The sequence below is a fragment of the Variovorax sp. 278MFTsu5.1 genome, assembly GCF_048305045.1.
Classification (GTDB): Bacteria; Pseudomonadota; Gammaproteobacteria; order Burkholderiales; family Burkholderiaceae_C; genus Variovorax; species Variovorax guangxiensis.
Window position 1 is genome coordinate 6448682 of sequence record NZ_CP157622.1, and the last position, 25995, is coordinate 6474676.

Consider the following 25995-nt stretch of genomic DNA (forward strand, 5'->3'; position numbering starts at 1 on the left):
TTCAGAGTTGGGCTTCGGCAGGCTCGGGTGGCTCGCGGCGCGGGAGCGTGACGGTGAATTCTGCACCGCCATCGCGCGCATTCTCGGCGGTGATCTCGCCGCCGTGCGCGCTCACCACCGCCTTGCAGATCGCCAGGCCCAGGCCCACGCCCGGCGTGGCGGATTCGGCCTCGCCGCGCGTGAACTTGTCGAAGAGCTTCTGCTCGTGGCCCAGCAGCGCGGCCGGCAGGCCAGGGCCGTGGTCGCGCACGGTCAGCACCAGCGCGCCGGGCTCGGCACGCGCGCCGACCACGATGGGCGGCGCGCCGTACTTGGTGGCGTTCTCCAGCAGGTTGACCAGCACGCGCTCGATGAGCACCGCGTCGAACTCGACCAGCGGCAGCTCGGGGTCGAGCGCGGTCTGCACCACGGTGCCGCCCAGCGAGGTGCGCGCCGCGCGGATGGCCGAGCCCACCACCTCCTCCACCGACTGCCAGTCGCGCCGCAGGTTCACCGCGCCGCCGGCGATGCCGCTTTCGAGCCGCGCCATGTCGAGCAGGTTGCTCACCAGCGCATGCAGCTCGTGCGCCTGCGCGACGATGGCGCGCGCCGCGTTGGCGTGCTCCTCGGGCGGCAATGTCTGCAGCGACTCGGCCAGTGCGATGAGCGCGGTGAGCGGCGTGCGCACGTCGTGCGAGATGGCGCCCAGCAGCGCATTGCGCAGCCGCTCCGACTCCATTTCGACCACGGCCTGCTGCGCCACCTCGACGTAGTGCACGCGTTCCAGCGCGATGGCGATCTGCCGCGCCAGCGTGTCGAGCTGCTGCGCCTGTTCGGGAATGAGCAGCCAGCGCGGCTGCGCGGGCGAGAGCGCGAGCACGCCGCGAACGCGCATCGGCGCGCGCAGCGGCACGTAGTGCCAAGGCTGGGCCGCGAGGGTGGCGGTGGCGAGGCCCGCGCTCTGGCCATGGCGGAAGGCCCAGTCGGCCACCTGCGCATCGAAGCCGTCGGGCGCGTCGGCGGGCATCACGAGCTGGTCGGCCGCGTCGGTCACCAGCACCAGCGCATCGCCGCCGAAATGGCCCCGCACGGCGGCCGTGCCGAGCGCGACCACCTGCGAGCTCTCCAGCGCCGCCGAGAGCTCGCGCGTGAGCTCGAACAGCGAACGCGCGCGCCGCTCGCGGCTGGTCGACACGCCCGCCGCGAAACGCAGCCCGGCCGTGAGCTGCCCCACCAGCAGGCCCACGCCGAGCATGATCGCGAAGGTCAGCACGTACTGCACGTCGCTCACCGCGAACGACAGGCGCGGCGGCACGAAGAAATAGTCGAAGGCCGCGACGTTGAGCAACGCCGCCAGCGCCGACGGCCCGCGCCCGAAGCGCATCGCCACGCCCACCACCCCGAGCAGGAACAGCATGACGATGTTCGACAGCTCCAGCACGTTGGCCAGTGGCGTGCACACCAGCGTGAGCGCGACGCTTGTGGCCGTCGCCCATGCATAGCCGGGCCAGTGGATGGGCGCCTTCTCGTGGTCGTCGCTGTCGATGCTCGCGCCCTGCAGCGGCGCGCGAGAGAGGCGGCGCGAGCTTTCGGCGGGCGCGACTTCCATGATGTCGAGCGCCGGTGCGCGCTGCGCCAGCGTGCGCGCGAGCGGCACCGTCTTCCCGGGCCACCAGCGCCGCCAGCCGGCCTCGGGCTGCGGGCGGCCCAGCACCAGCGTGGCGCAGTTCAGGCGCCTCGCCTGTTCGGCCAGTTGCTCGGCCACGTCGGAGCCGGTGAGCACCGCCGTGGCCGCGCCCAGTTCTTCGGCGAGCTTGAGCACCGCGAGGATGCGGTCGCGCTCGGTGGCGGCCAGCCGCTGCAATCGAGGTGTCTCGACATACGCCGCATGCCAGCGCACGTTGAGCTGCCCCGCGAGCCGCGCCGCCGTGCGCACCGTCTGCGCCGCCCCTTCGTGCGGGCCGACGCACGCGAGGATCGCGCCCGAGGTGTTCCAGGCCTGCAGGTCGCGCCCGCTTCCGACCGCGCCCGATTGCTCCACACGCCAGCCGCGCACGTCGTCTTCCACGTGCTCGGCGGTGCGCCGCAGCGCGATCTCGCGCAGCGCGATGAGGTTGCCCTTACGGAAGAAGTTCTGCGCCGCACGCTCGGCCTGCTGCGGCAGGTAGACCTTGCCAGCCGCGAGCCGCGCGGTGAGCTCGTCGGGCGTGACGTCGACCAGCACCACCTCGTCGGCCTCGTCGAGCACGGTGTCGGGCACGGTCTCGTGCACGCGCACGCCGGTGATGGCTCCGACCGTGCCGTTGAGGCTTTCGAGGTGCTGCACGTTGAGCGCGGACCACACCTCGATGCCGGCGGACAGCAGCTCCTGCACGTCCTGCCAGCGCTTGGCGTGGCGAGAGCCCGGGGCGTTGGTGTGGGCCAGCTCGTCGACCAGCAGCACGGCCGGCCTGCGCGCGAGCGCGGCGTCGAGGTCGAACCCGGCGAGCGTGCGCCCGCGGTAGTCCAGCTCGCGCAGCGGCAGCGCCTCCAACCCCGAGAGCAGCGCGGCGGTCTCGCTGCGGCCATGGGTCTCGACCACGCCGATCAGCACGTCGCGCCCCGCAGCCCGCTCGCGCTGCGCCGCGCTGAGCATGGCCCATGTCTTGCCGACGCCCGCGCTGGCGCCGAAGTAGATGCGCAGCTTGCCGCGCTGGGCGCGCGCCTCGTCGCTGCGCAGCTGCGCGAGCAGCGCGTCGGGGTCGGGGCGGAGCACTTCGTTCATCGGCGGCACAGGTTAGCGCATCGGGCTGTCCTTGCGGCGCGAACGCTGGTGGCGCCGCGCGGTGCGCGACAGCATCCACCAGGCAAAGCCCAGCGGCACGAAGAGCGCCGCCATGGCCAGCAGCGCCATCAGCAGGTCAGTGGCCATGGCGCAGGCCGCAGCGCGCGAGGTGCTCGCGCCAGCTCACGAGCCGGCCGATCTCGCCCGAGGGCACGCATTCGATCAGCCGGTGCAGCACGTCGGCGTAGCGCGCCAGCGGCAGGCGGATCATCAGGCGCACGCAGGGCGCGTCGCTCTCCTGCGAGCTGCAGGCATGCAGCAGCGGCTCGCAGCGCACCACGCCGGCCTCGGGGCAGCCGGCGACGCTGCGGCGCACGCGCAGGGCATCGGCGCAGCAGACCGTGACGTCGAGCACGTAGAAGGGGCTGTCGTTGCCTCTGGCGGTGTTCATGGAAGCGCGCGTTCTCGGCGCACCGGGGTGTTCTCGATAGGCGGCATAGGCCATGGCTTGTTTCTCCTCACCGCGGTGTCGAAGGACTGAATGAACCGGAGGCGGCGTCCAGCGCGATGTTCAGCGCCAGCACGTTGACGCGCGGCTCGCCCAGGAAGCCCAGCAGGGGCTGCTGCGTGTTCCTGTCGATCAGCGACTGCACCTGCGCGAGCGGCATGCCGCGCACGCGCGCCACGCGCGCCGCCTGGTACTGCGCGGCGGCGGGGCTGATGTCGGGATCGAGCCCGCTGGCCGAGGCCATGACGAGGTCGACGGGCACCGGCGCAACGTTGTCCGGATCGGCTGCGCGCAGCGCTTCCACGCGCGCCTTCACCGCATCGGTCAGCGCGGGGTTGAGCGGACCCTGGTTGGATCCGCCCGAGGCGCTCGCGTTGTAGGGCTGCGGCGCGGTGGCCGACGGCCGGCCCCAGAAATGCTTCGGATCGCTGAAGTTCTGGCCGATGAGCTTCGAGCCGACGGTCGTGCCGTCGAGCACGACCAGACTACCCGCCGCCTGATCGGGAAACGCCGCCTTCGCGACGCCGGTGACGGCCATCGGGTAGATCAGGCCGGTGAGTGCGCTCAGCAGTACGAAGAGCACGAGCGCGGGGCGGACGATGCCGCCCTCGCCGCCATTGCCGTTGATGGTGTTGTTGTTCATGACGGAATACTCCTCAGACGAGATGGACGGCCACGAGCAGCCAGTCGATCAGCTTGATGCCGATGAAGGGCACGAGCAGGCCGCCCAAGCCGTAGATGGCCAGGTTGCGGCGCAGCAGCGCAGCGGCACCCACCGGGCGGTAGCGCACGCCCTTGAGCGCCAGCGGGATCAGGAACACGATCACCAGCGCATTGAAGATCACCGCGCTCAGGATGGCCGACGACGGGCTCGCGAGCCGCATCACGTTGAGCGCGCCCAGCTGCGGGTAGGTCGAGATGAAGATCGCCGGGATGATGGCGAAGTACTTCGCCACGTCGTTCGCGATCGAGAAGGTAGTGAGCGAGCCGCGTGTCATCAGGAGCGCCTTGCCGGTCTCCACCACTTCCAGCAGCTTGGTCGGATTGGAGTCGAGGTCGACCATGTTGCCGGCCTCCTTGGCGGCCTGCGTGCCGCTGCCCATGGCCACCGCCACGTCGGCCTGCGCGAGCGCGGGGGCGTCGTTGGTGCCGTCGCCGGTCATGGCCACGAGGCGGCCTTCGGACTGGTACTGGCGGATCAGCGCGAGCTTGTCCTCGGGCGTGGCCTCGGCCAGGAAGTCGTCCACGCCGGCCTCTGCGGCGATGGCCGCCGCGGTGAGCTTGTTGTCGCCGGTGATCATCACCGTCTTGATGCCCATGCGGCGCAGCTCGGCGAAGCGCTCCTTGATGTCGGTCTTGACGATGTCCTTGAGCTCGACGATGCCGAGCACGCGGTTGCCCTCGGCCACCGCCAGCGGCGTGCTGCCACGGCGCGCGGCTTCCTCGGCTGCGCGAAGCACCTCGGGAGCCGCCGTGCCGCCGATGGCCTCGACGTGGCGGCGCACCGCGTCGACCGCGCCCTTGCGCAGCAGCACGGGGTCGGTGTCCAGGCTGTTGGGGGCGGCCGGCAGGTCGGCGCCGCTCATGCGCGTCTGCGCGGTGAAGGCGACGAAGCGGGCGCCCTCCACCGACGTCGGCTCCAGGCCTTCGCGGCGCGCGAGCTCGACGATGCTGCGGCCCTCGGGCGTCTCGTCGGCCAGCGAGGCGATCATCGCGGCGCGAGCGAGCCGCGCCTTGGTCACGCCCGGCGCAGGCAGGAAGGCGCTGGCCTGGCGGTTGCCGTGCGTGATGGTGCCGGTCTTGTCGAGCAGCAGCACGTCGACGTCGCCGGCGGCTTCGACCGCGCGGCCCGAGGTGGCGATCACGTTGGCCTGCATCATGCGGCTCATGCCCGCCACGCCCACGGCCGACAACAGGCCGCCGATGGTGGTCGGAATCAGGCACACCAGCAGCGCGACCAGCGCGGTGAGCGACACCACCGTGCCCGCGCCCGCGGCCTCCACGCTGAAGATGGAGAAAGGCAGCAGCGTGACCGTGACCACCAGGAACACGATGGTCAGCGCCACCAGCAGGATGGTCAGCGCGATCTCGTTGGGCGTCTTCTGGCGCTTGGCGGCCTCGACCATGCCGATCATGCGGTCGAGGAACGATTCGCCCGGGTTCACCGAGATGCGCACCACCAGCCAGTCGGACAGCACGCGGGTTCCGCCGGTCACGGCCGAGAAGTCGCCGCCCGATTCGCGCACCACGGGTGCCGATTCGCCGGTGATGGCGCTCTCGTCGACCGAGGCCACGCCTTCGATCACTTCGCCGTCGAGCGGAATCACGTCGCCGGTCTCGACCAGCACCACGTCGCCCTTGCGCAGGTTGGGCGCCTGCTCGGGAAGCCACTGGGCGCCGTGATGCGGCTCCTGCAGCTTCTTGGCCCAGGTGTCCTTTCGCAGGCCGCGCAGCGAGGCGGCCTGCGCCTTGCTGCGGCCCTCGGCAAGTGCTTCGGCGAAGTTGGCAAACAGCACGGTGAACCACAGCCAGATGGTCACGGCCAGCACGAAGGCGGGCTTCATGCCGGTGTCGCCCGGGAAGCTCAGCGCATGCACCCAGAGCACCGTCGTGAGGATGCTCCCGATGTAGACGATGAACATCACCGGGTTGCGCCACTGCGTGCGCGGGTTGAGCTTGGCGAAGGCAGCCCACAGCGCGGGCCTGACCAGCGCTGCATCGAAGAGCGAGAGAGAGGTTTTTGTATTGGCGGTCATGGCGGCCCCCTTACTTCCAGAGCACCAGGTGCTCGACGATCGGGCCCAGGGCCAATGCCGGCACGTAATTGAGCAGGCCGACCAGCAGCACCGTGCCGATCAGCAACGAGACGAACAGCGGGCCGTGCGTGGGCAGCGTGCCGCTGGTGACGGGCAGGCGCTTCTTGGCGGCCAGAGCGCCGGCCACGGCGAGCACCGGCACGATCATCGCGAAGCGGCCGAGCCACATGGCCAGCGCGAGCAGGCCGTTGTAGAAGGGCGTGTTGGCAGACAGGCCCGCGAAGGCGCTGCCGTTGTTGTTGGCGGCCGAGGTCAGCGCGTACAGGATCTCCGAAAAGCCGTGCGCGCCGGGGTTCGCGATGCCGGCCTTGCCGGCGCTCGCGATCACCGCCACCGCCGTTCCGGCCAGCACCAGGATCGGCGTGACCAGGATGGCGATGGAGATCAGCTTCATCTCGCGCACCTCGATCTTCTTGCCGAGGTACTCGGGCGTGCGGCCGATCATCAGGCCGGCGATGAACACCGCGAGCATCGCGAAGATCAGCATGCCGTACAGGCCCGAGCCCACGCCGCCGAACACCACCTCGCCGAGCTGCATCAGCACCAGCGGCACCATGCCGCCCAGCGGGGTGAGCGAATCGTGCATGCCGTTGACCGCGCCGCACGAGGCGGCCGTGGTGATGGCAGCGAACAGCGAGGACGCGTCGATGCCGAAGCGCACTTCCTTGCCCTCCATGTTGCCGCCGGCCTGCAGCACGCCGTGGATCTGGTCGACGCCGAGCGGGGTCAGCAGCGGATTGCCGGCCTGCTCGGCAGGCGTGATGACGATGACCGCGACGACGAACATCACCGTCATCGCCGCGAGCACGGCCCATCCCTGGCGCATGTCGCCCACCACGTGGCCGAAGGTGAAGCACAGCGCGGCCGGGATCAGGAAGATCGCCAGCATCTGCAGCAGGTTCACCAGCGCCGTCGGGTTCTCGTACGGATGCGCAGAGTTGGCGTTGAAGAAGCCGCCGCCGTTGGTGCCCAGCATCTTGATCGCCTCCTGCGAAGCGACGGGGCCCATGGCCAGCGTCTGTGTCTTGGTCGTGGCGTCTTCCATCGCTGGCTGGCCCTTGTCATCCTTCAGCGGCTGGCCGTCGGCGCCGTTCTTCGGCTGCTGGAAGGCGGTGGTCTCCAGCGTGCTCGCTTCCTTGTAGGCGTCGAAGTTCTGGATCACGCCCTGGCCCGCGAAGACCACGGCCAGCACGAAGGAGATCGGCACCAGCACCCACAGCGTGAGGCGCGTGATGTCGGCCCAGAAGTTGCCCACCAGACCCTTGCCGTCGCCGCGCCGGGCGAAGCCCCGCACCAGCGCGAAGGCCACCGCGATGCCGGTGGCGGCGGAGAAGAAGTTCTGCACCGAGAGCCCCAGCATCTGCGTGAGATAGCTCATGGTCGACTCGCCGGCATACCCCTGCCAGTTGGTGTTGGAGACGAAGCTCACCGCGGTGTTGAAGGCCGAGTCGGGCGACACCGCCGACATGCCCGCGGGATTGAGCGGCAGCCATGCCTGCAGGCGCTGCAGTGCATAGACGAAGATCGCGCCGATGGCATTGAAGGCCAGCAGCGCGAAGGCATAGCGCAGCCAGTGCATCGACTGCTCGGGCTTCGTGCCCGCGAGCTTGTAGAGCGTCGCCTCGATGCGCTGCATCCAGCGCGGCACGCGCTCGTTGCACAGCGCGGCAAGGAACTTGCCGACCGGCCATGCGAGCACCCCCAGCAGGACGAGGAAAAGGGCCAGCAGGCCCCAGGCGGAGGAGGTCATTTCAGAATTCCTCCGCGCAGATCAGCGCGAACACCAGGTACGCGAAAAGAACCACGGCGATCAGCGCGCCGAAGCCGTAAAGAACTTCGAGGCTGATCACGACGTGGCTCCATCGGCGGCGCTCGACGCCTTGCTCGACGGGTTCTTCGGCGCATCGAGCCTGTCCAGCCCGACCACCATGGCCCCCACCACGGCCCACAGCGCCAGCAAGGCGCCCATCCAGACGATGTCCATGCATCACTCCTGCAAACGAGAAAGATGGGAGTCAGTCTCGGCAGTCGGGCGTCAAAACGGGGGAAAGAGTGGTGGGGTGGGCGTAAAGAAAGCGTAAAAACGCCACCTCAGTGCCTGTGAGGTGGCGCCGGGAACGGCCGGAGCATCCTTGTCGGGCCAATATTCCCGGCAAGGACACGACACACAATTCGATCAGTACTTGAAGCCAGGTATCGGGACCGGACTGCAGTCCGGCGCATTCACCGGGTTCAGCTGGACAACGGCGTAATTTCCGCTCGATCGGATGAAGTCCGTCGGATAGACGTTCGAGCTGGAATGAATGGGCAAACCTCCCAGCAGAGTTTTCAAAGCGCTGGCCGCTGCATCGGCTCGGCGCCTTGCGAGTTCCTTTCGGTCCTTGCCGGCCTCATTGCCAACGGCCACGCCCTCGACATCGGCATCGCCGTACTGGAAAAGGCCGCGCACGTCGACCAGCCATCTCGCCAGCCGCAAGATCTGCTTGGATTCGAGTTGCGCAGAGTCTTCCTGGAAATCCAGTGTGATCTGGATCACCCGTGAACATCCCTGCGCGTTGGCGGAGGCCAACGTCAGCGCCAGGACCAGAGACATCAACCTAGTCGACATAGAGCACGTAGCCAGTGATGCTGTCCGCGTTGAAACGCGCTTCCTCGGGGTTCGAGGCCAGAGGGAGGCTTTTCCGCATAGTTCCGACGGTGTCCTTCGAGGAAAAGGTGTCATCGAAGTGAGTCACCTCGTAGATGAGCGTGCTGAGCCGTGAGTCGGTCGAAAAGGCAGCATCAGGAATGCTGAAAGACCCCGGGGGCGATGCCGATGGTATGCGTCCTGGTGGATCACCCACCACGATCACCTTTCGCATCATTGCAATGAATCTCCGAGTTGAGGACATCGACTTGTAGAGAGACCGGGCGGCATCGCTCGCCAAGCACCGCAGACAAAGCTCCGCGACGCGACTTACTTCACGCGACGCATTCAGCCGGACAGAAGAGCCCGACTGTCACAACAAGCCCGGCCGGCACGTCTCAGGTCTGCGGCATTTCCCGCTCAGCTCCCGGAGACCCATGCACTGCCTTGCGCGAATAGCCCCGGCCTATGACGGCCATTGCGATGCCTTCATCGACAGGCAAACGACATCAACAAATAATCAAAGTACTTTCTTTGATTAATAATGGACGTCGTATGAACAAGCAATCAAGGGCCTGGCTGGGTGCCGGCCTTGCGACACTGGTATTGGGAGGCGCCGGCTTCGGGCTCGCCACCAAGCTGCGGCCCGCGCATGCGGAGGGTGGAGGCGGCATGCCGCCGGCCAAGGTGGCAGTCGCCGCTGCGCAGAAGACGGAAGTGGCGCGCTTCCTCGGCGGCATCGGCACGCTGGAGGCCAACCGGCAGGTGGAGGTGCCGGCCGAGGTGGAGGGGCGCATCGCGAAGATCCTCTTCACGCCCGGCGCCGAGGTGCGCGCGGGGCAGGTGCTGGTGCAGCTCAACGACGCGCCCGAGCAGGGCGACCTGGAGCGGCTGAAGGCCCAGCGCGCCAATGCGAGGGCGCTGCTGGAGCGCACGCGCCGGCTGGTGCCGCAGCAGGCGGCCACGCAGGAGCAGCTCGAACAGGCGCAGGCCGCCTTCGACCAGGCCAGCGGCGAGCTGCGGCGCGTGCAGGCGCTGCTGGAGCAGAAGCGCATCAAGGCGCCGTTCGACGGCGTGCTCGGCATCCGCCGCGTCAACCTCGGGCAGTTCGTGCGCGCGGGCGATGCGCTGGTGTCGCTCACCGACAGCCGCACGCTCTTCGCCAACATCACGCTGCCCGAGACCGCCCTGCCCGCGCTCAAGCGCAACCAGCAGGTGGCGCTGTCGGTCGACGCGTATCCGGGACGCGTGTTCCAGGGCAGGCTCAGCACCATCGAGCCACAGATCGGCAGCGACACGCGCACGGTGCGCCTGCAGGCCACGGTCGACAACGCCGACGGCGCGCTCGCGCCGGGCATGTTCGTCAACGGCCGGGTCGCGCTGCCGGCACGCACCGACGCCATCACCGTGCCCGAGACGGCCATCACCTACAGCACGCACGGCGACTCGGTGTTCATCGTGGTTCCCACCGAAAAAGGCGGCGGTTTCTCCGCGCAGCAGGTCTTCGTGAAGGCCGGCGAGCGGCAGGACGGACTGGTGGTGATCGAGAAGGGCCTCTCGCCCGGCGACAAGGTCGTCACCTCGGGCCAGCTGCGCCTTTACACCGGCGCGGCGGTCGCGCCCGGCGACAAGGACACGCTGTCGCTCGCGCAGGAATCGAAGTCATGAAGTTCACCGACCTCTTCGTGCGCCGGCCCGTGCTGGCGCTGGTGGTGAGCACGCTCATCCTGCTGCTGGGCGCGCGCGCCCTGGGCGACCTGCCGGTGCGGCAGTACCCGCTGACCGAGAGCACCACGCTCACCATCACCACCCAGTACCCCGGCGCCTCGCCGGAGCTGATGCAGGGCTTCGTCACGCAGCCGATCGCGCAGGCGGTGGCGACCATCGAGAACGTCGACTACCTGTCGTCGTCATCCACTCTGGGCCGCAGCGTGATCAGCGTGCGCATGAAGCTCAACGCCGATGCCAACCAGGCGCTCACCCAGGCGATGGCGCAGGTCAGCCAGGTGAAGTACCGGCTGCCGGCGGAGGCCTTCGACCCGGTGATCCTGAAGTCTTCGGGCGAGGCCACCGCGGTGGCCTACGTGGGCTTCTCGAGCAAGACGATGCCGATGCCCGCGCTCACCGACTATCTCTCGCGAGTGGTGCAGCCGCAGTTCGCGTCCATCACGGGCGTGTCGGGCGTGGAGGTGTCGGGCGGGCAGACGCTCGCGATGCGCGTGTGGCTCGACCCCAACCGCATGGCCGCGCGCGGCATCTCGGCCGGCGAGCTGGCCGACGCGCTGCGCCAGAACAACGTGCAGGCCGCGCCCGGGCAGGTGAAGGGCCTGTACGTGGTGTCGAACATCCGCGTGAACACCGACCTGGTGAACGTGGCCGAGTTCCGCGACATGGTCGTCAAGCGCGAGGGTGACGCCATCGTTCGCCTGGGCGACGTGGCCACCGTGGAGCTGGGCGCGGCCAGCGCCGACAGCAGCGCGACCATGGACGGCGTGCCCGCCATCTACCTCGGCCTGCAGGCCGCGCCCAACGGTAACCCGCTGGTGATCGTCAAGCGCATCCGCGAGCTGCTGCCCGGCATCAAGCAGAACCTGCCGCCGGGCGTGGAAGTACAGCTTCCCTTCGAGCTGGCGCGCTTCATCGAGGCGTCCATCGACGAGGTGCGCCACACGCTGCTGGAGGCCATCGCCATCGTGGTGATCGTGATCTTCCTGTGCCTGGGCTCGGTGCGCGCGGTGCTGATTCCGGTGGTGACCATTCCGCTGTCGATGCTGGGCGCGGCCGCGCTGATGCTGCTGTTCGGGTTCAGCATCAACCTGCTGACTTTGCTGGCGATGGTGCTGGCCATCGGCCTGGTCGTGGACGACGCCATCGTGGTGGTGGAGAACGTGCACCGGCATATCGAGGAAGGCAAGTCGCGCGTGCAGGCTGCACTGATCGGTGCGCGTGAAGTGGCCGGCCCCGTGATTGCCATGACGCTCACGCTGGCCGCGGTGTACGCGCCGATCGGCCTCATGGGCGGGCTCACCGGTTCGCTCTTCAAGGAATTCGCCTTCACGCTGGCGGGCGCGGTGGTGGTGTCGGGCGTGATCGCGCTCACGCTGTCGCCCGTGATGAGCTCCTTCCTGCTGCCGCAGGACGCCACCGGCAGCCGCATGGCGCGCGCGGCCGAGAGCTTCTTCCACCGGCTCGCCACGGGCTACGGCAAGCTGCTTGACGTGTCGCTGCACCACCGCTGGGTGACCGGCATCTTCGCGGCGCTGGTGCTGGCGAGCCTGCCCTTCCTCTACAACGCGGCGCAACGCGAGCTGGCGCCCGGTGAAGACCAGGCCATGGTGCTGACGGCCATCAAGTCGCCGCAGCACGCCAACATCGACTACGTCGAGAAGTTCGGCAAGAAGTGGGACGACGTGTTCGCATCGCTGCCCGAGAACACCGGCCGCTGGCTCATCAACGGCTCGGACGGTGTCTCCAACAGCATCGGCGGCGTGCAGCTTTCCGACTGGAAGGACCGCAAGCGCAACGCCGACCAGATCCAGGGCGACACGCAAGGCCGCATGAACGAGGTGGAAGGCAGCAGCGTCTTCGCCTTCCAGCTGCCCTCGCTGCCGGGCTCGACCGGCGGGCTGCCGGTGCAGATGGTGATCCGCAGCGCGGGCGACCACCGCACGGTGTTCGAGGCGATGGAGTCGCTGAAGAAGTCGGCGCGCGACAGCGGCAAGTTCATCGTGGTCGACAGCGACCTGGAGTTCAACAACCCCACGGTAGAGATCCGCGTGGACCGCGCCAAGGCCAACAGCATGGGCGTGACGATGAAGTCCATCGGAGACACGCTGGCCGTGCTGGTGGGCGAGAACTACGTCAACCGCTTCGGCATGGACGGCCGCTCGTACGACGTGATTCCGCAGTCGCCGCGCGAGCAGCGGCTGACGGCCGAGGCGCTCTCGCGCTACTTCGTGAAGAGCGCTAGCGGCCAGCCGGTGCCGCTGGCCAACCTGGTGCAGCTGTCGACCAGCGTGGGGCCGAACAAGCTCACGCAGTTCAACCAGCTCAACGCGGCCACCTTCCAGGCCATTCCAGCGCCGGGCGTGACCATGGGCGACGCGGTGGCCTTCCTGAGCGAGGAGGCGAAGAAGCTGCCGGCTGGCTTCAGCTTCGACTGGCAGTCCGACGCGCGGCAGTTCACGCAGGAAGGCTCGGCGCTGGTGATGGCCTTCGTGTTCGCCATCGTCGTGATTTACCTGGTGCTGGCGGCGCAATACGAGAGCCTGCGCGACCCGCTGATCATCCTGATCAGCGTGCCGATGTCGATCTGCGGCGCGCTGGTGCCTCTGGCACTGGGCTTCGGCACCATCAACATCTACACGCAGATCGGGCTGGTGACGCTGATCGGGCTCATCAGCAAGCACGGCATTCTGATGGTGGAGTTCGCCAACGAGATCCAGATGCACAAGGGCCTGGACCGGCGCTCCTCCATCGAAGAGGCCGCACGCATCCGGCTGCGCCCCATCCTGATGACCACCGCCGCGATGGTGGTGGGCCTGGTGCCGCTGCTCTTTGCGAGCGGGGCCGGCGCCAACAGCCGCTTCAGCATCGGGCTGGTGATCGTGGTCGGCATGCTGGTGGGAACGCTGTTCACGCTCTTCGTGCTGCCCACCATGTACACGCTGCTGGCGCGCGACCACCGCGCGGAGGGCCGCTCGCAGCGCGCGGCCGAACTCGAAGCTCTGGCCGAAGGAGCATGACCATGAACCGACTCTTTTCCTACGCCGCTCCCTTCGCGCTGGGCATGCTGGTGCTCGCCGGCTGCGCCGTCGGGCCCGACTACAAGGCCCCGGCGGATGCGCCGGTGGTCATCCGCGCACCGGAGAGTTCACTCTTCGCCAACGACGCGGTGCAGCGCGACTGGTGGAGCCAGCTCGACGATCCGCAGCTCGACGCGCTCGTCGACCGCGCGCTGGCCGAGAACCACGACATCCGGATCGCGCAGGCCCGCCTGCTCGAAGCCCGCGCGGTGCAGACCGGGGCGGAGCTCGACCGGCTGCCGGTGGTGACCGCCAGCGCGAGCAAGACGCGCGGCATCGCCCAGGGCAACAACGGCGCGCAGCCCGACGTGCGCTCGCTGGCACAGAGCAGCCGCGCGGGCTTCGACGCATCGTGGGAGATCGACCTGTTCGGCCGGCTGAAGCGCCTGGACGAGGCCGCCACCGCGCGCGCCGAGGCCAGCGCGGCCGACCTGGAGCAGGTGCGCATCGTGGCCGTGGCCGAACTGGCGCGCAACTACTACGAGATGCGCGGCGCCGAGCAGCGCATCGCAGTGACGCGCCGCACGCTCGACAGCCTGCGCCAGAGCCTGCGCGTGACCGAGGCGCAAGTGCAGACCGGGCGCGGCCTCGAAGGCGACCTGGCGAGCGCGCAGGCCAACCTCGCGACCACCGAGAGCCAGCTGCCTGCGCTGGAAACCACGCGCCGCCAGTCGGCCTACCGCGTCGCGGTGCTGGCCGGCCTGCGCCCCGGCGAGCTGGAGCCGATGCTGCAGCCGCGCCAGCTGCGCGTGCTCGACAAGCGCCTGCCCGTGGGCGACCTGAGCGAGCTGCTGCGCCGCCGGCCCGACGTGCTGCGCGCCGAGCGCGGGCTTGCCGCGAGCACGGCCGACGTGGGCGCGGTCACGGCCGAGCTCTATCCGCGCTTCGACATCGGCGGCTTCCTCGGCTTCGTCGCGCTGCGGGGTTCGGACCTCGGCAGTTCGTCGAGCCGGGCCTTCAGCGTGACGCCGGGCGTGAGCTGGCCTGCCCTGCGGCTGGGCTCGGTGAAGGCCCGCGTGCGCGGCGCCGAAGCCCGTGTCGAGGGCGACCGCGCGCTCTATGAGCAGACGGTACTGCGCGCCATCGAGGACGTGGAAGGCGCGCTCACCGGCTATGGCCAGAACCAGCTGCGCCTGCAGCGGCTGGTGGAGGCATCCGCCCGCAGCAGCCGCGCCGCCGAGCTGGCCGAGGTGCGCTACCGCGAAGGCGCCGCGCCCTACCTGAGCGTGCTCGATGCCCAGCGCACCCTGCTGCGCGCGCAGGACGCCGTGGCCGAGGCCGAAACCGCCTCGTACACCAGCCTGGTCGCGCTCTACAAGGCGCTGGGCGGGGGCTGGCAAGCACCCTCGGTGGCGAAAGGAGCGCCAACCACCTGACAATGGTGCTGTTTTCCATGCCAGAAGCAGACATGTCCGCCCCCGATGCAAAGCCAACCTGGATGCCGCACCAGCCGGCAGACCGCATCCTCTCGACGCTCAAGACCCGTGGCGCGCTCGGCATACCCGACATCGCCAAGGTGCTCAACGTCACGGTGGAGGCGGTGCGCCAGCAGATGGCCAAGCTGGAGACGGAAGGCCTGGTCGACGCCGAGAGCCGCTCCGGCGGCCGGGGCCGGCCCACGCAGATCTGGCGGCTCACCGGGGAAGGCCACAAGCGCTTTCCCGACACGCACGCCGAGATGACGGTGCAGATGATCAGCGCCGTCATCAGCGTGTTCGGCCAGAAGGGCATGGACCAGCTCATCAACGCGCGCGAGGCCACGATGCGCACCAACTACGCCGAGGCCATGCGCGGCGCGCGCAGCCTGAAGACGCGGCTGGAGCGGCTGGCCGATATCCGCAGCCGCGAGGGCTACATGGCCGAGTTCCGGCCCGACGAGGAGGGCCGGGGCGACGGCTTTCTCTTCATCGAGAACCACTGCCCCATCTGCACCGCGGCGCAGGCCTGCACGGGCTTCTGCCGCAGCGAGCTGCAGCTTTTCAACGAGGTGCTGGGCCCCGACGTGAACGTCAGCCGCGTCGAGCACGTGCTGGCGGGCGCGCGGCGCTGCGCCTACCGGGTCGAGCCCAAGGCGGCCACCTGAGATTTCTTTTTCCCGACTCTTTCACCAACCCAAAGGAACCACGATGGAACACAAGCTCCCACCCCTGCCCTACGCACTCGATGCACTGGCACCCGAGTACTCGCAAGAAACGCTGGAGTACCACTACGGCAAGCACCACAACGCCTACGTGGTGAACCTCAACAACCTGCAAAAGGGCACCGAATTCGAGTCGATGACGCTCGAAGAGATCGTCAAGAAGTCCAGCGGCGGCATCTACAACAACGCCGCCCAGATCTGGAACCACACCTTCTTCTGGAACTGCATGAAGCCCCAGGGCGGCGGTGCTCCCACTGGCGCGCTGGCCAAGGCCATCGATGCCAAGTGGGGCAGCTTCGACGCCTTCAAGGAAGCCTTCGTGAAGTCGGCCGTGGGCAACTTCGGCTCGGGCTGGACCTGGCTGGTGAAGAAGACCGACGGCTCGGTGGACATCGTGAACACGGGCGCAGCCGGCACGCCGCTGACCACCGCCGACACCGCGCTGCTGACGGTGGACGTCTGGGAACACGCCTACTACATCGACTACCGCAACCTGCGCCCGAAGTTCGTCGAGACCTTCCTGGCCAAGCTGGTCAACTGGGACTTCGCCGCGAAGAACTTCGGCTGATCGATCGCTCGATCGATCAATCGTTGATCAGGTTCAGGATGTTCCCGTCCGGGTCCTTGAACCACGCGACCTTCATGTCGCCCATGACATGGAGGTCGCCGACCAGCTTCGTGTCGGGCATGTCGTAGTGCTCGAAGCTCACGCCTCGCGACTTCAGCGCATCCACGACGCGCTCGATGTCGCCGTCGACGGCCCAGGTCACGGCCGTCGCCTGGTTGGTGCCCGCGAACTGCGAGCGGTACACGTTGATGCGCGTGTTGCCGCTGCGGTAGACGATCACTTCGTCGCCCTCCGCATCGACCTGGGACAGGCCCAGCGTGTCTTCGTAGAAGCGGCGGGCCACGGCGAGATCCTTCACCGCGAGGTTGGCCACTGCGTTGATGTTTCCGAGCATGCGAGTCTCCTTCCAGGCCCCGCGCGCCATCGAAAAGGCAGGACGCCGGGCTTGCCAAAAATACTCAACCATGCGGTGCAGTATTTGCGTCGGACGGAGCCCTGTCAAGGCATCGGAAAATGGGCCCCCGCAAGTCGATACGTGCCCCGTCGCGAATGAAGAAATCCTTCTTACGCGGCTTCCGGCACACTGCACCCCCGGTGCAGTGACCGCAGGCAACGGCTGCAACCCCCCGATCTATTCCGACGAAGAGACAACCCATGATCCGCAGACATCTCGGCAAGCTGGCCACCTCGCTGGCGTTTTCGCTGGCACTCCCGCTGGCTTTCACAGCCACCGCCCACGCACAGACCACCGCCTACCCCGCCAAGCCCGTGCGCCTGATCGTGCCCTTCCCGCCCGGCGGCGGCACCGACATCCTGGCCCGCCTGGTAGCCCAGAAGCTCACCGAGGCCAAGCACTGGACCGTGGTGCCCGACAACCGCGCGGGCGCCGGCGGCACCATCGGCATCGCCGAGGCCGCGCGCGCCGCGCCCACGGGCTACGACATCGTGATGGGCCAGAAGGACAACATGGTCGTCGCACCCTGGCTCTACAAGAGCCTGAGCTACAACCCGGTGAAGGACCTGACCGCGGTAGCCCACGTGGCCTACACGCCGGTGGTGATCGTCACGCAGGCCAATTCGAAGTTCAAGACGCTCGACGACGTGGTGAAGGCCGCGCGCGCCGCGCCCGACACAGTCACCTACGGCTCGCCCGGCAACGGCACCACCATCCACCTGGCCGGCGAGATCTTCAACGGCGCCGCCAAGATCAAGATGCGCCACGTGCCCTACAAGGGCTCCAACGCGGCCATGATGGACGTGCTCGCGGGCAACGTCGACCTGATGGTGTCGTCGGTGCCCTCGGCCATGGCGCAGATCAAGGCCGGCAAGCTGCGTCCGCTGGCCGTCACCTCGGCCAAGCGCAGCACCTCGCTGCCCGAGACGCCCACCGTCGCCGAGCTCGGCTACAAGGACTTCGACGTGAGCACCTGGTACGGCATCTTCGTGCCGGCCGGCACGCCCAAGGATGTGGTGACCACGCTCAATGCCGAGATCAACAAGCTGCTGGCCACGCCCGACATGAAGGCGGCCATCATCGCGCAGGGCGCCGAGCCACAGAGCATGACGCCCGAGCAGTTCGGCGCGCTGCTGAAGACCGACTACGAGAAGTGGAAGGGCATCGTGCAAGCCTCGGGCGCGACAATCGAATAAGCCATTCGGGTCGCAGAATGGTGTCTCCAGAACAAGCCGCATCGACGGCATGGAGACACCGATGGTTCCTTCGCTTCCATTGAAGACAGCCGCCCTCGCGGCGGTTGTCGCCTTCGCCCAGGGCTGCGTGCAGACACCCGCCGCGCAGAAGCCTTCAGACGCCACCGTCGCCGCCCACGTCGCGGCAGCCACGAAGGCCGCGGGCACAGACCTCGGGCCGCTGCTCTCGCTGTGCAAGCCCGCCCCCGCCACGCGACCGCCGCAGGAAGAGCTCGACAAGGGCCTGCCGCTGCTCATCAACAAGCCGGCACCGCCGCCCGCCAAGGCCTTCGACAACCTCTACTTCGTGGGCGCCGACTGGGTCAGCGCCTGGGCCATCAAGACCTCGGACGGCATCATCCTCATCGATGCACTCAACAACCAGGTGGAAGCCGCCGCGCTGATCGAAGGCGGCATGCGCAAGCTGGGCCTGGACCCGGCGCAGATCAAATACGTGATCGTCACGCACGGCCACGGCGACCACTACGGCGGCGCGCCGTACCTCGCGCAGAAGTACCGCGCGCGCGTGGTGATGAGCGAGCCCGACTGGACGATGACCGAGACCAAGCTCGAGTTCGCCACGCCGATCTGGGGTGCGCCTCCGAAGCGGGACATCTCGGTGAAGGACGGCGACCGCGTCACGCTGGGCGACACCACCGTCACGCTCTACCTCACGCCCGGCCACACCATGGGCACGCTCTCGCCGGTGTTCGATGTGAGCGAGAACGGCCGCAGGCACCGCGCCATGCTCTGGGGCGGCACCGGCTTCAACTTCGGCAAGGACATTCCGCGGCTTGACAGCTACGTTGCATCCACGAAGCGCATGGACTCGGTGGTGAAGGCGCAGAACATCGACGTGATGCTGTCGAATCACTCGAACGTCGACAGCTCGCAGGCCAAGATGGCGGCATTGCGCCAGCAGCCCGCGGGCGCGGCAAATCCGTTCGTGATGGGCACGCCCACAGTGGAGCGCGCACTGAACGTGATGGGCGAATGCGCGCAGGCGCAGCGCGACAGGTTCGCGATGCAGTGAAGCGGCGTGCCGGATTCAGTCCGGCACGAACTTCCTGTTGAAGATGTCCACGTCGGCGACGTCCTCGAACGTCGCCACCTGCCCCATCTTCCCGTCGCTCATGCGGCAGGCCGAGAACAGGCTGTAGCGCCCCTTGAAGCCGAACTCGTTCATCACGATCAGCGCATAGGGGTGCGGCACGAACACCTGGTGCTCGAACACGATGCGGTGCACGTTGCGCGGCGAGGGAAAGAGCTTGTACTCGCCGGTGTCGATGGCCTGGGCCGTTGCCATGATGTCGCTCGCCTTCCGCTCAGTCGGGGTCGCGCACGTCGGCCACGGGCTTGGCGCCGAAGTCCGCGCGCGCGAGGTACTTCAGCACCTTGGCCGCGGCCGTGGCGGGGCTGTCGAGCATGCCTTCGTTCTTCATCTTCTCGAAGCGCGTGCGGTCCGGAAACTTCTCGGCCGAGGCGCCGCGCAGCTGCACCTGCATGTCGGTGTCGATCACGCCCGGCGCCAGCGAGACGATGCGCGCGCCGTTCGGCGCATTCGCCTCCTCCAGCGCCACGGCGCGCGAGAAGTGGTCCATGCCGGCCTTCGCAGCGCAGTACGGCGCCTGGCTGCCCATGGCGTTGCGGCCCAGACCCGAGGAAATGTTGAGCACCTTGCGCACGCCCCGCCATTCGCGCGTGGCACCGAGGAAGGCCGCCGTCAGCAGCATCGGCGCTTCGAGGCCGATGCGCAGGGCCAGCGACAGTTCCGACTCCACGGCGCGCGACAGCGGCGCGGGGTTGCCCACGGTGCCGGCATTGTTGATGAGCGTGACGCTGTCGAAGCGCTGCGCGTCGACGGTCTTGAGCCAGGCCGAGAGGCGCTCGGCCGCGGCCACCGGGTCGGACAGGTCCTGCTCCCATTGCGTGAGCTCGGCACCGCCAGCCTTGGCCGCCTCGGCCAGCGCGGACGACTGCTTGCGCGAAATGCCGACGACCGTGTGGCCGGCCTGCAGCAGCTGCTCGGCCATGGCCTGGCCCAGGCCGCGCGAGGCGCCGGTGATGAGGGTGAGGTGAGAGCTAGACATGGGATTGCGATGGAGACGGAAAGAAAACCGCGAGCTTAGGCGATGCGATGAATTTCGATCGGGCCCACGGTTGAATCCGTCGCCGCGGCACCGAGTCCTGAACGTACCGGCTATAGATGGATTTTTGTCCTTCAAAATGGACAAATTCCGTTTTCGACCCCAAAATGTGGCGCATGCAGGACAAAATCAGGCTCCCCGGCGAGCTTGGACAAGCCATCAAGCGCGCGCGAAAAGAAGGCCGCCTGAAGGCGACCGACATCGCCTCACGGTCGGGCCGCGCGCGCAACGTTCTCTACCGCCTGGAGCGCGGAGAAGACGTCACCCTCGCCTCGCTTTTCGACATCCTGCGCGCCATGGATCTCACGATCAGCCTGGAGCGCCTGGGCATGCCGACGCTGGAGGAAGTCACGCAACGCTTCGGACAGGACGAGGACGAGGACGACGATGCTTCCTGAAAAGATCAGGCAGCTCGACGTCGAGATCGCCGGCGCGCCCGCCGGGCAGTTGCTCAGGCACTCCGTCTACGAGTTCCGGTACCTCGACGGCCGTGCGGACCAGCCCTCGGTCGCGCTCCTCATGCCGCCGACCCGGCCCACATACCAGGACGGCGACCTCTTCGCGGTCATGGATCAGAACCTGCCGGAGGGCGACCTGTACCTGCGCCTGCGGGCGATGTTCCCCAAGCAGCAGCTCACCCCGATGCACCTGCTCGCGGTGGTCGGCTCCAATGGCATCGGGCGGCTGGGCTTCCGGCTGCCGGGCACCGAGCCACTTGCGGCGCTGCGGATCATCGACCGCAAGACCTTACTGCAGACCCGCTACACACCCGAGGTGTTCGACGAACTGGTGCGGGCGTATCTGAGCACGGGCGCAGGCATCGCCGGCATGCAGCCGAAGATCATGGTGCCGGATCGGGTCACCCTCCCGGTGCCCACGATCATCGTGAAGGCCGCCGCTCCTTCCTACCCGGGCCTGTCGGCCAACGAGTTCTTGTGCCTGACGGCCGCCGGCCACGCCGGCATCGAGACACCCGGCTTCGATCTCTCGGACGACGGACAGCTGCTCCTGGTCGACAGGTTCGACATCGCGGCGGACGGCTCGCGCATCGGGTTCGAGGACATCGCGGCGTTGATGAACCTCCGGGTGCGCGACATCCAGTCCGATCGGAAGTACCACGGCAGCTACCAGCGCATCGCCGAGCTGATGCAGTACCTTCAGCTGCCCAGCGAGAACCTGGCGCGCTTCTTCGAGCAGGTCGCCTTCAGCATCATGGTGCGCAACGGCGACGGCCACCTCAAGAACTACGGATTGCTCTACACCTCGACGGCGGACTGCCGCCTCGCGCCCATGTTCGACGTGGTGACCACCGCGATCTACAGGTACACGCGCTACGAGGGCGGGCCCGAGCTGGAGGACCGCACGCTTGCGCTCAAGCTCTTCGCGGGCAAGGGCCACACCAGGGCCTATCCGACGACCGAGGAGCTGCTGCTTTTCGGCAGCAAGGTATGCGGGGTCGCCAAGCCCGCCCTCGTTCTCGAGCGAATCGCCGAGGGGATGCGAAAGACGCTGGACGAGGCGCGCGGCGACCAGCGGATCCCGAAAGACCTGCTGGCGAAGATGCGAGACACGTGGACCGACGGGATGATCCACGCCAAGACGCGATAACAGCCGGAGGCGGCTCTAGCGGAACTGCTTCCTCAGGAAGTTGCGATGCCGCGCAATGTGCTGCATCTGCGCCGGCGCGATGGTGCCGCCCAGGTCGACCTCGTCCGCACCGTTGAGCACCGCGTTGGCATTGGCCATGGCGCGCGCCACGACTTCTTCCTCGCTCACGCCGAGCTGCGCCGCGAGGTCGAGGGCAACGCGGCGCATGGCGCGCTGCGAGAGCATCCACATCGCGCCGAAGCGATCCCAGGCGAGCGCGGCTTCCTCGGCCTTCTCGCGGTCGGCCAGGATCTCGGCGAGCGGCTTGGCCAGCACCGCGTCGAGCGCTTCTACCTTTTCGGTGAGCGCCTCGTTGCGCTCGATGACTTCCTCCAGCGTGGGGCCGGCGCTTTCGGGCTTGGCCTTGGGTGGTTCCGGAGGCGGGATGAATGCGGCCTCGGCATTCGCGGGCACGATCTGGAGCTTGTCGGAGAGATTGGTCATGATTTTTCCGCCTGGGTTGGCGCCGGCTGGTTCTTCTTGTTCGACATCGCGGTCGCGCGCAGGCCCGGCAGGTCGAGCACGCGCAGGCCGCCGTACTCCACGCGGATCAGCCCCTGCGCCGACAGCGCGTTAAGCGCCTCGTTCACGCGCTGGCGCGAGAGGCCGACGAGGTAGGCCAGTTCCTGCTGGGTGATTCGCAGGACTTCGCCCACACCCGGATACAGCACGGGGTTGAAGAGCGAGACGAGGTTGCGCGCCACGCGCGCGTCGGGGTTGTTGAGCCGGTCGATCTCGAGCGCGGCGATGAACTGGCCCAGCCGCTCGTTGAGCTGGTTCATCACGAAGCGGTTGAAGCCGATGGAATGGTCGAGCAGCCAGTGGAAGCTGTCGGTGGGCAGGCCGGCGATGAGGCTGCGCCGCAGCGCCTGGATGTTGTAGCGGTAGGGCTCGCGCTTCATCACCGTGCCTTCGCCGAACCAGCCGCCGGGCGGCACGCCGGTGTAGGTGACGGAGCCGCCGTCGGCGTTGTCGTTGCTCATCTTCAGGAGTCCCTCGACCACGCCGAACCAGTAGGTGGGCGAGCGCCCGACGCGGCAGACGAGGTCGCCGGGCTCGGCCTCGCCGACCACCAGCGCGGCCTCGGCGCGGCGCCGCTCGGCGGGCGTGAGCGTGGGCAGCCACGGAATACTTTCCAGTTCCTGCGCATTGGCTGCGCGCACCCGGTCCCTGATGGTCGAACCGCCGAGCGCGCTGTGGGTGGGATGGCCGTGAGGCATCGGGAAACTCCGGGGAGTAGTGTCCCTAGGATTGTCGTTGGAACGACAAGCGGGCGTCAAAGTGAGTCCTACGATCCGGCCACTGTGCAAACACCCGCCCCCACCTTTCCCCGTCTGCTGCTCGCGCACGCCGAGGCCCAGCCCGAGGCCCCAGCCATGCGCGAGAAGGACCTCGGCATCTGGCAAACCTGGAGCTGGAGCGCCGTCGCGCAGGAAGTGCGCGAGACCGCCTGCGGCCTCGCGAGCCTGGGCTTCAGGCCCTTCGACAACCTGGCCATCGTCGGCGCCAACCGGCCCCACCTGTACATGGCGGCGGTCGCGGCGCAGAGCCTGCGCGGCGTGCCGGTGCCGCTGTACCAGGACGCGGTGGCCGGCGAGATGGTCTTCATGCTGCAGGACGCAGGCATCGAGTTCGTGATCGTCGAAGACCAGGAGCAGGTCGACAAGCTGCTCGAATGCCGCGAGATGCAGCAGGGCAAGCAGCCCGGCATCCGCTACATCGTCTACGACGACCCCAAGGGCCTGCGCCACTACGACCAGCCCGGGCTCATGAGCCATGAGCAGCTGCGCGCGCTGGGCCGCGAGTTCGACAAGGCCAACGTCGGCTACTACGACCGCGCGGTGGCCAGCGGCGAAGCGACGGACGTGGGCGTGATCCTCTACACCTCCGGCACCACCGGCCGCCCCAAGGGCGTGTGCCAGACGCACGCGAGCTTCATCGCGGCGGGCCGTGGCGGCGTGGAAACCGACAGGCTCGGCCCCGGCGACAACATCATGAGCTACCTGCCGATGGCGTGGGTGGGTGACCACCTGTTCTCGGTGGCGCAGTGGCTGGTGGGCGGCTTCACGCTCAACTGTCCCGAGTCGTCGGAAACGGTGATGAACGACATGCGCGAGATCGGCCCGAGCTACTACTTCGGCCCGCCGCGCACCTTCGAGGGGCTGCTGACGGCCGTGTCGATCCGCATGGAAGACGCGGCGGCTCCGAAGCGCTGGCTGTACGCGAAGTTCATGGCGCTGGCGCAGCGCGTGGGCGCCGACATTCTCAACGGCGCGCCGGTGAGCATGGGCGACCGCCTGATGTATCGCCTGGGCGACCTGCTGATCTACGGCCCGCTGCGCAACGTGCTGGGCATGAGCCGCATCCGCGTGGCATACACCGCGGGCGCGGCCATCGGGCCCGACCTGTTCCGCTTCTACCGCTCCATCGGCGTCAACCTGAAGCAGTTCTACGGCCAGACCGAGACCTGCGCCTACGTGTGCCTGCAGCAGGACGGCAAGGTCAAGCTGCAGACCGTGGGCACGGCCGCGCCCGGCATCGAGCTGAAGATCGCCGAAGACGGCGAGGTGCTGGTGCGCGGCGTTTCGGTGCTCAAGGAGTACTACAAGCGCCCCGACGCCACCGCCGAGGTGCTGGACGCGAACGGCTACTTCCACACCGGCGACGCGGGCGTGCTCGACAGCGAGGGCCACCTGCGCATCATCGACCGCGCCAAGGACGTGGGCCGCCTCGTGGGCGGCGCGATGTTCGCGCCCAACTACATCGAGAACAAGCTCAAGTTCTTCCCGCAGATCAAGGAAGCCGTGTGCTTCGGCAACGGCCGCGACGAGGTCTGCGCCGCCATCAACATCGACTACGAGGCCGTCGGCAACTGGGCCGAGCGCCGAGGCCTGGCCTACGGTGGCTACGTCGACCTGGCCGGCAAGCCCGACGTGCTCGCGCTGGTGGCCGAGTGCATTGCCAAGGTGAACGCCGACCTCGCCGCCGAGGACGGCATGGGCGAGACCCAGATCGCGCGCTTCCTCGTGCTGCACAAGGAACTCGACCCCGACGACGACGAGCTAACCCGCACGCGCAAGGTGCGCCGGGGCTTCATCGCCGACAAGTACGCAGTGCTGGTCGACGCGCTCTACGGCGGCAGGAAGGAGCAGTTCATCGAGACCCAGGTCAAGTTCGAGGACGGACGCACGGGCGTGGTGAGCGCGACGCTGAAGATCGTCGAGGCGAAGCGGTTCGCGCCGTTGGGAAAGGCGGCGTGAGATGAATGCACTCGAATTCGGACAGCCGAACGCAGAAGAAATACAAAAACTGCGCAGAAGTCGCAGAGGGAATCGGATGAACTTTCCATGGTCTTCTTTCGCGACTTCTGCGAAACCTTCGCGACTTCTGCGTTCGGCTGTCCGCGTCCAGGAGCCCGTCCATGGCTAGAAAAACCGGCGACGTCATCCTGGACGTGCAGAACATCTCCCTGAGCTTCGGCGGCGTGAAGGCGCTCACCGACATCAGCTTCAACGTGCGCGAGCACGAGGTGCGGGCCATCATCGGGCCGAACGGCGCGGGCAAGAGCTCGATGCTGAACTGCATCAACGGCGTGTACTGGCCGCAGCAGGGCTCCATCACCTTCCGGGGCCAGACCTTCAAGCACATGAACTCGCGCCAGGTGGCCGAGATGGGCGTGGCGCGCACCTTCCAGAACCTGGCCCTCTTCAAGGGCATGAGCGTGCTCGACAACATCATGACGGGCCGCAACCTCAAGATGAAGAGCGGCCTGTTCGCGCAGGCGCTGCGCTGGGGACCGGCCGAGCGCGAGGAGCTCGCGCACCGCGAGTTCGTCGAGCACATCATCGACTTCCTCGAAATCCAGGCGCACCGCAAGACGCCGGTGGGCCGCCTGCCCTACGGCCTGCAGAAGCGCGTGGACCTGGGCCGCGCGCTCGCGATGGAGCCGCAGGTGCTGCTGCTGGACGAGCCCATGGCCGGCATGAACGTGGAGGAGAAGCAGGACATGAGCCGCTTCATCCTCGACGTGAACGACGAGTTCGGAGCCACCATCGTGCTGATCGAGCACGACATGGGCGTGGTGATGGACATCTCCGACCGCGTGGTGGTGCTGGACTACGGCAAGAAGATCGGCGACGGCACGCCGGATGAAGTCCGGAACAACGAAGACGTGATCCGGGCCTATCTGGGTGTGGAGCACTGATGGCCGCGCACGACCGCTTCCTGTCTTGCCCCCTCTCCCGCCTGCGGGAGAGGGTTGGGGTGAGGGTCGACGGCCTCATCACAAACGGCAGCATCTCCAACG

General features: G+C 67.9%; 25 protein-coding genes. 11 read left to right on the forward strand and 14 right to left on the reverse strand.

Going from position 1 to position 25995, the window contains the following annotated elements; genetic code table 11:
* Position 1 precedes the first annotated feature (1 nt).
* The 9 genes from ABL844_RS30115 to ABL844_RS30155 all read right to left on the reverse strand — a co-directional run bounded on the left by ABL844_RS30115 (position 2) and on the right by ABL844_RS30155 (position 8660).
* Positions 2-2743: a DUF4118 domain-containing protein gene (locus ABL844_RS30115; RefSeq protein WP_418129909.1), complete on the reverse strand. Its 2742-nt coding sequence runs from the start codon at positions 2741-2743 to the stop codon at positions 2-4.
* 12 nt (positions 2744-2755) lie between these two features.
* Positions 2756-2890, reverse strand: a complete 135-nt coding sequence (locus ABL844_RS30120) for a hypothetical protein (RefSeq protein ID WP_418129910.1) — start codon at positions 2888-2890, stop codon at positions 2756-2758.
* Positions 2880-3194, reverse strand: coding sequence for a hypothetical protein (locus tag ABL844_RS30125; RefSeq protein ID WP_418129911.1), 315 nt, complete (start codon positions 3192-3194; stop codon positions 2880-2882). The genes ABL844_RS30120 and ABL844_RS30125 overlap by 11 nt, the downstream gene beginning before the upstream one ends.
* Before the next feature lie 67 nt (positions 3195-3261).
* A complete protein-coding gene (gene kdpC / locus ABL844_RS30130) occupies positions 3262-3894 on the reverse strand; it encodes a potassium-transporting ATPase subunit KdpC (RefSeq protein WP_418129912.1) in 633 nt (210 codons plus the stop codon).
* Between the two features lie 13 nt (positions 3895-3907).
* Entirely contained in the window at positions 3908-6007 is a 2100-nt protein-coding gene (kdpB, locus tag ABL844_RS30135) for a potassium-transporting ATPase subunit KdpB (protein ID WP_418129913.1), read from the reverse strand.
* 10 nt (positions 6008-6017) lie between these two features.
* Positions 6018-7817, reverse strand: coding sequence for a potassium-transporting ATPase subunit KdpA (gene kdpA / locus ABL844_RS30140; protein WP_418129914.1), 1800 nt, complete (start codon positions 7815-7817; stop codon positions 6018-6020).
* A 1-nt stretch (position 7818) separates the two neighbouring features.
* Entirely contained in the window at positions 7819-7917 is a 99-nt protein-coding gene (gene kdpF / locus ABL844_RS30145; protein ID WP_019657711.1) for a K(+)-transporting ATPase subunit F, read from the reverse strand.
* Positions 7914-8051 carry a hypothetical protein gene (locus ABL844_RS30150; RefSeq protein ID WP_418129915.1) on the reverse strand — a complete coding sequence of 46 codons (138 nt, stop codon included), beginning with the start codon at positions 8049-8051 and terminating at the stop codon, positions 7914-7916. The genes kdpF and ABL844_RS30150 overlap by 4 nt, the downstream gene beginning before the upstream one ends.
* A gap of 192 nt (positions 8052-8243) precedes the next feature.
* Entirely contained in the window at positions 8244-8660 is a 417-nt protein-coding gene (locus ABL844_RS30155) for a hypothetical protein (protein ID WP_184639630.1), read from the reverse strand.
* A 588-nt stretch (positions 8661-9248) separates the two neighbouring features.
* Here ABL844_RS30155 and ABL844_RS30160 point away from each other — a divergent pair.
* From ABL844_RS30160 to ABL844_RS30180, 5 genes are read left to right on the forward strand one after another with little or no spacing between them, the layout of a single operon-like run.
* Positions 9249-10361 (forward strand): efflux RND transporter periplasmic adaptor subunit, encoded by a 1113-nt coding sequence (locus ABL844_RS30160; protein ID WP_418129916.1) that lies wholly within the window; start codon positions 9249-9251, stop codon positions 10359-10361.
* A complete protein-coding gene (locus ABL844_RS30165; protein WP_418129917.1) occupies positions 10358-13438 on the forward strand; it encodes a MexW/MexI family multidrug efflux RND transporter permease subunit in 3081 nt (1026 codons plus the stop codon). The genes ABL844_RS30160 and ABL844_RS30165 overlap by 4 nt, the downstream gene beginning before the upstream one ends.
* Positions 13435-14874: an efflux transporter outer membrane subunit gene (locus ABL844_RS30170; RefSeq protein ID WP_418129918.1), complete on the forward strand. Its 1440-nt coding sequence runs from the start codon at positions 13435-13437 to the stop codon at positions 14872-14874. Before ABL844_RS30165 ends, ABL844_RS30170 begins: the two co-directional genes overlap by 4 nt.
* Before the next feature lie 32 nt (positions 14875-14906).
* The gene (locus ABL844_RS30175; protein ID WP_418129919.1) at positions 14907-15581 is read left to right on the forward strand and encodes a helix-turn-helix transcriptional regulator; all 675 of its coding nucleotides are present in this window, start codon (positions 14907-14909) and stop codon (positions 15579-15581) included.
* A gap of 43 nt (positions 15582-15624) precedes the next feature.
* The gene (locus ABL844_RS30180; RefSeq protein WP_418129920.1) at positions 15625-16206 is read left to right on the forward strand and encodes a superoxide dismutase; all 582 of its coding nucleotides are present in this window, start codon (positions 15625-15627) and stop codon (positions 16204-16206) included.
* 16 nt (positions 16207-16222) lie between these two features.
* Here the strand turns inward: ABL844_RS30180 and ABL844_RS30185 are convergent, their stop codons facing one another.
* Positions 16223-16600 carry a VOC family protein gene (locus tag ABL844_RS30185; protein ID WP_418129921.1) on the reverse strand — a complete coding sequence of 126 codons (378 nt, stop codon included), beginning with the start codon at positions 16598-16600 and terminating at the stop codon, positions 16223-16225.
* A gap of 260 nt (positions 16601-16860) precedes the next feature.
* On the opposite strand from ABL844_RS30185, the gene ABL844_RS30190 reads away from it, so the two are divergent.
* Both ABL844_RS30190 and ABL844_RS30195 read left to right on the forward strand, forming a co-directional pair.
* Positions 16861-17856 (forward strand): Bug family tripartite tricarboxylate transporter substrate binding protein, encoded by a 996-nt coding sequence (locus ABL844_RS30190; protein WP_418129922.1) that lies wholly within the window; start codon positions 16861-16863, stop codon positions 17854-17856.
* Positions 17857-17935: 79 nt separating this feature from the next.
* Positions 17936-18928 carry an MBL fold metallo-hydrolase gene (locus ABL844_RS30195; protein WP_418129923.1) on the forward strand — a complete coding sequence of 331 codons (993 nt, stop codon included), beginning with the start codon at positions 17936-17938 and terminating at the stop codon, positions 18926-18928.
* A 15-nt stretch (positions 18929-18943) separates the two neighbouring features.
* Here the strand turns inward: ABL844_RS30195 and ABL844_RS30200 are convergent, their stop codons facing one another.
* Both ABL844_RS30200 and ABL844_RS30205 read right to left on the reverse strand, forming a co-directional pair.
* A complete protein-coding gene (locus tag ABL844_RS30200; protein ID WP_418123206.1) occupies positions 18944-19201 on the reverse strand; it encodes a hypothetical protein in 258 nt (85 codons plus the stop codon).
* A 19-nt stretch (positions 19202-19220) separates the two neighbouring features.
* The gene (locus tag ABL844_RS30205) at positions 19221-19985 is read right to left on the reverse strand and encodes an SDR family NAD(P)-dependent oxidoreductase (RefSeq protein WP_418129924.1); all 765 of its coding nucleotides are present in this window, start codon (positions 19983-19985) and stop codon (positions 19221-19223) included.
* A 173-nt stretch (positions 19986-20158) separates the two neighbouring features.
* On the opposite strand from ABL844_RS30205, the gene ABL844_RS30210 reads away from it, so the two are divergent.
* Together ABL844_RS30210 and ABL844_RS30215 are read left to right on the forward strand one after the other, a co-directional pair.
* A complete protein-coding gene (locus ABL844_RS30210) occupies positions 20159-20440 on the forward strand; it encodes a helix-turn-helix domain-containing protein (RefSeq protein WP_418129925.1) in 282 nt (93 codons plus the stop codon).
* The gene (locus ABL844_RS30215) at positions 20430-21650 is read left to right on the forward strand and encodes a type II toxin-antitoxin system HipA family toxin (RefSeq protein ID WP_418129926.1); all 1221 of its coding nucleotides are present in this window, start codon (positions 20430-20432) and stop codon (positions 21648-21650) included. Before ABL844_RS30210 ends, ABL844_RS30215 begins: the two co-directional genes overlap by 11 nt.
* 15 nt (positions 21651-21665) lie before the next feature.
* Here the strand turns inward: ABL844_RS30215 and ABL844_RS30220 are convergent, their stop codons facing one another.
* Both ABL844_RS30220 and ABL844_RS30225 read right to left on the reverse strand, forming a co-directional pair.
* On the reverse strand, positions 21666-22133 hold the full coding sequence (locus ABL844_RS30220; protein WP_126021244.1) for a hypothetical protein: 468 nt from the start codon (positions 22131-22133) through the stop codon (positions 21666-21668).
* Entirely contained in the window at positions 22130-22909 is a 780-nt protein-coding gene (locus ABL844_RS30225) for a Crp/Fnr family transcriptional regulator (RefSeq protein WP_418118345.1), read from the reverse strand. The genes ABL844_RS30220 and ABL844_RS30225 overlap by 4 nt, the downstream gene beginning before the upstream one ends.
* A gap of 84 nt (positions 22910-22993) precedes the next feature.
* On the opposite strand from ABL844_RS30225, the gene ABL844_RS30230 reads away from it, so the two are divergent.
* Both ABL844_RS30230 and ABL844_RS30235 read left to right on the forward strand, forming a co-directional pair.
* Positions 22994-24949 carry an AMP-dependent synthetase/ligase gene (locus tag ABL844_RS30230; protein ID WP_126021242.1) on the forward strand — a complete coding sequence of 652 codons (1956 nt, stop codon included), beginning with the start codon at positions 22994-22996 and terminating at the stop codon, positions 24947-24949.
* A gap of 161 nt (positions 24950-25110) precedes the next feature.
* Positions 25111-25893, forward strand: a complete 783-nt coding sequence (locus ABL844_RS30235; RefSeq protein WP_184639600.1) for an ABC transporter ATP-binding protein — start codon at positions 25111-25113, stop codon at positions 25891-25893.
* Positions 25894-25995 lie beyond the last annotated feature (102 nt).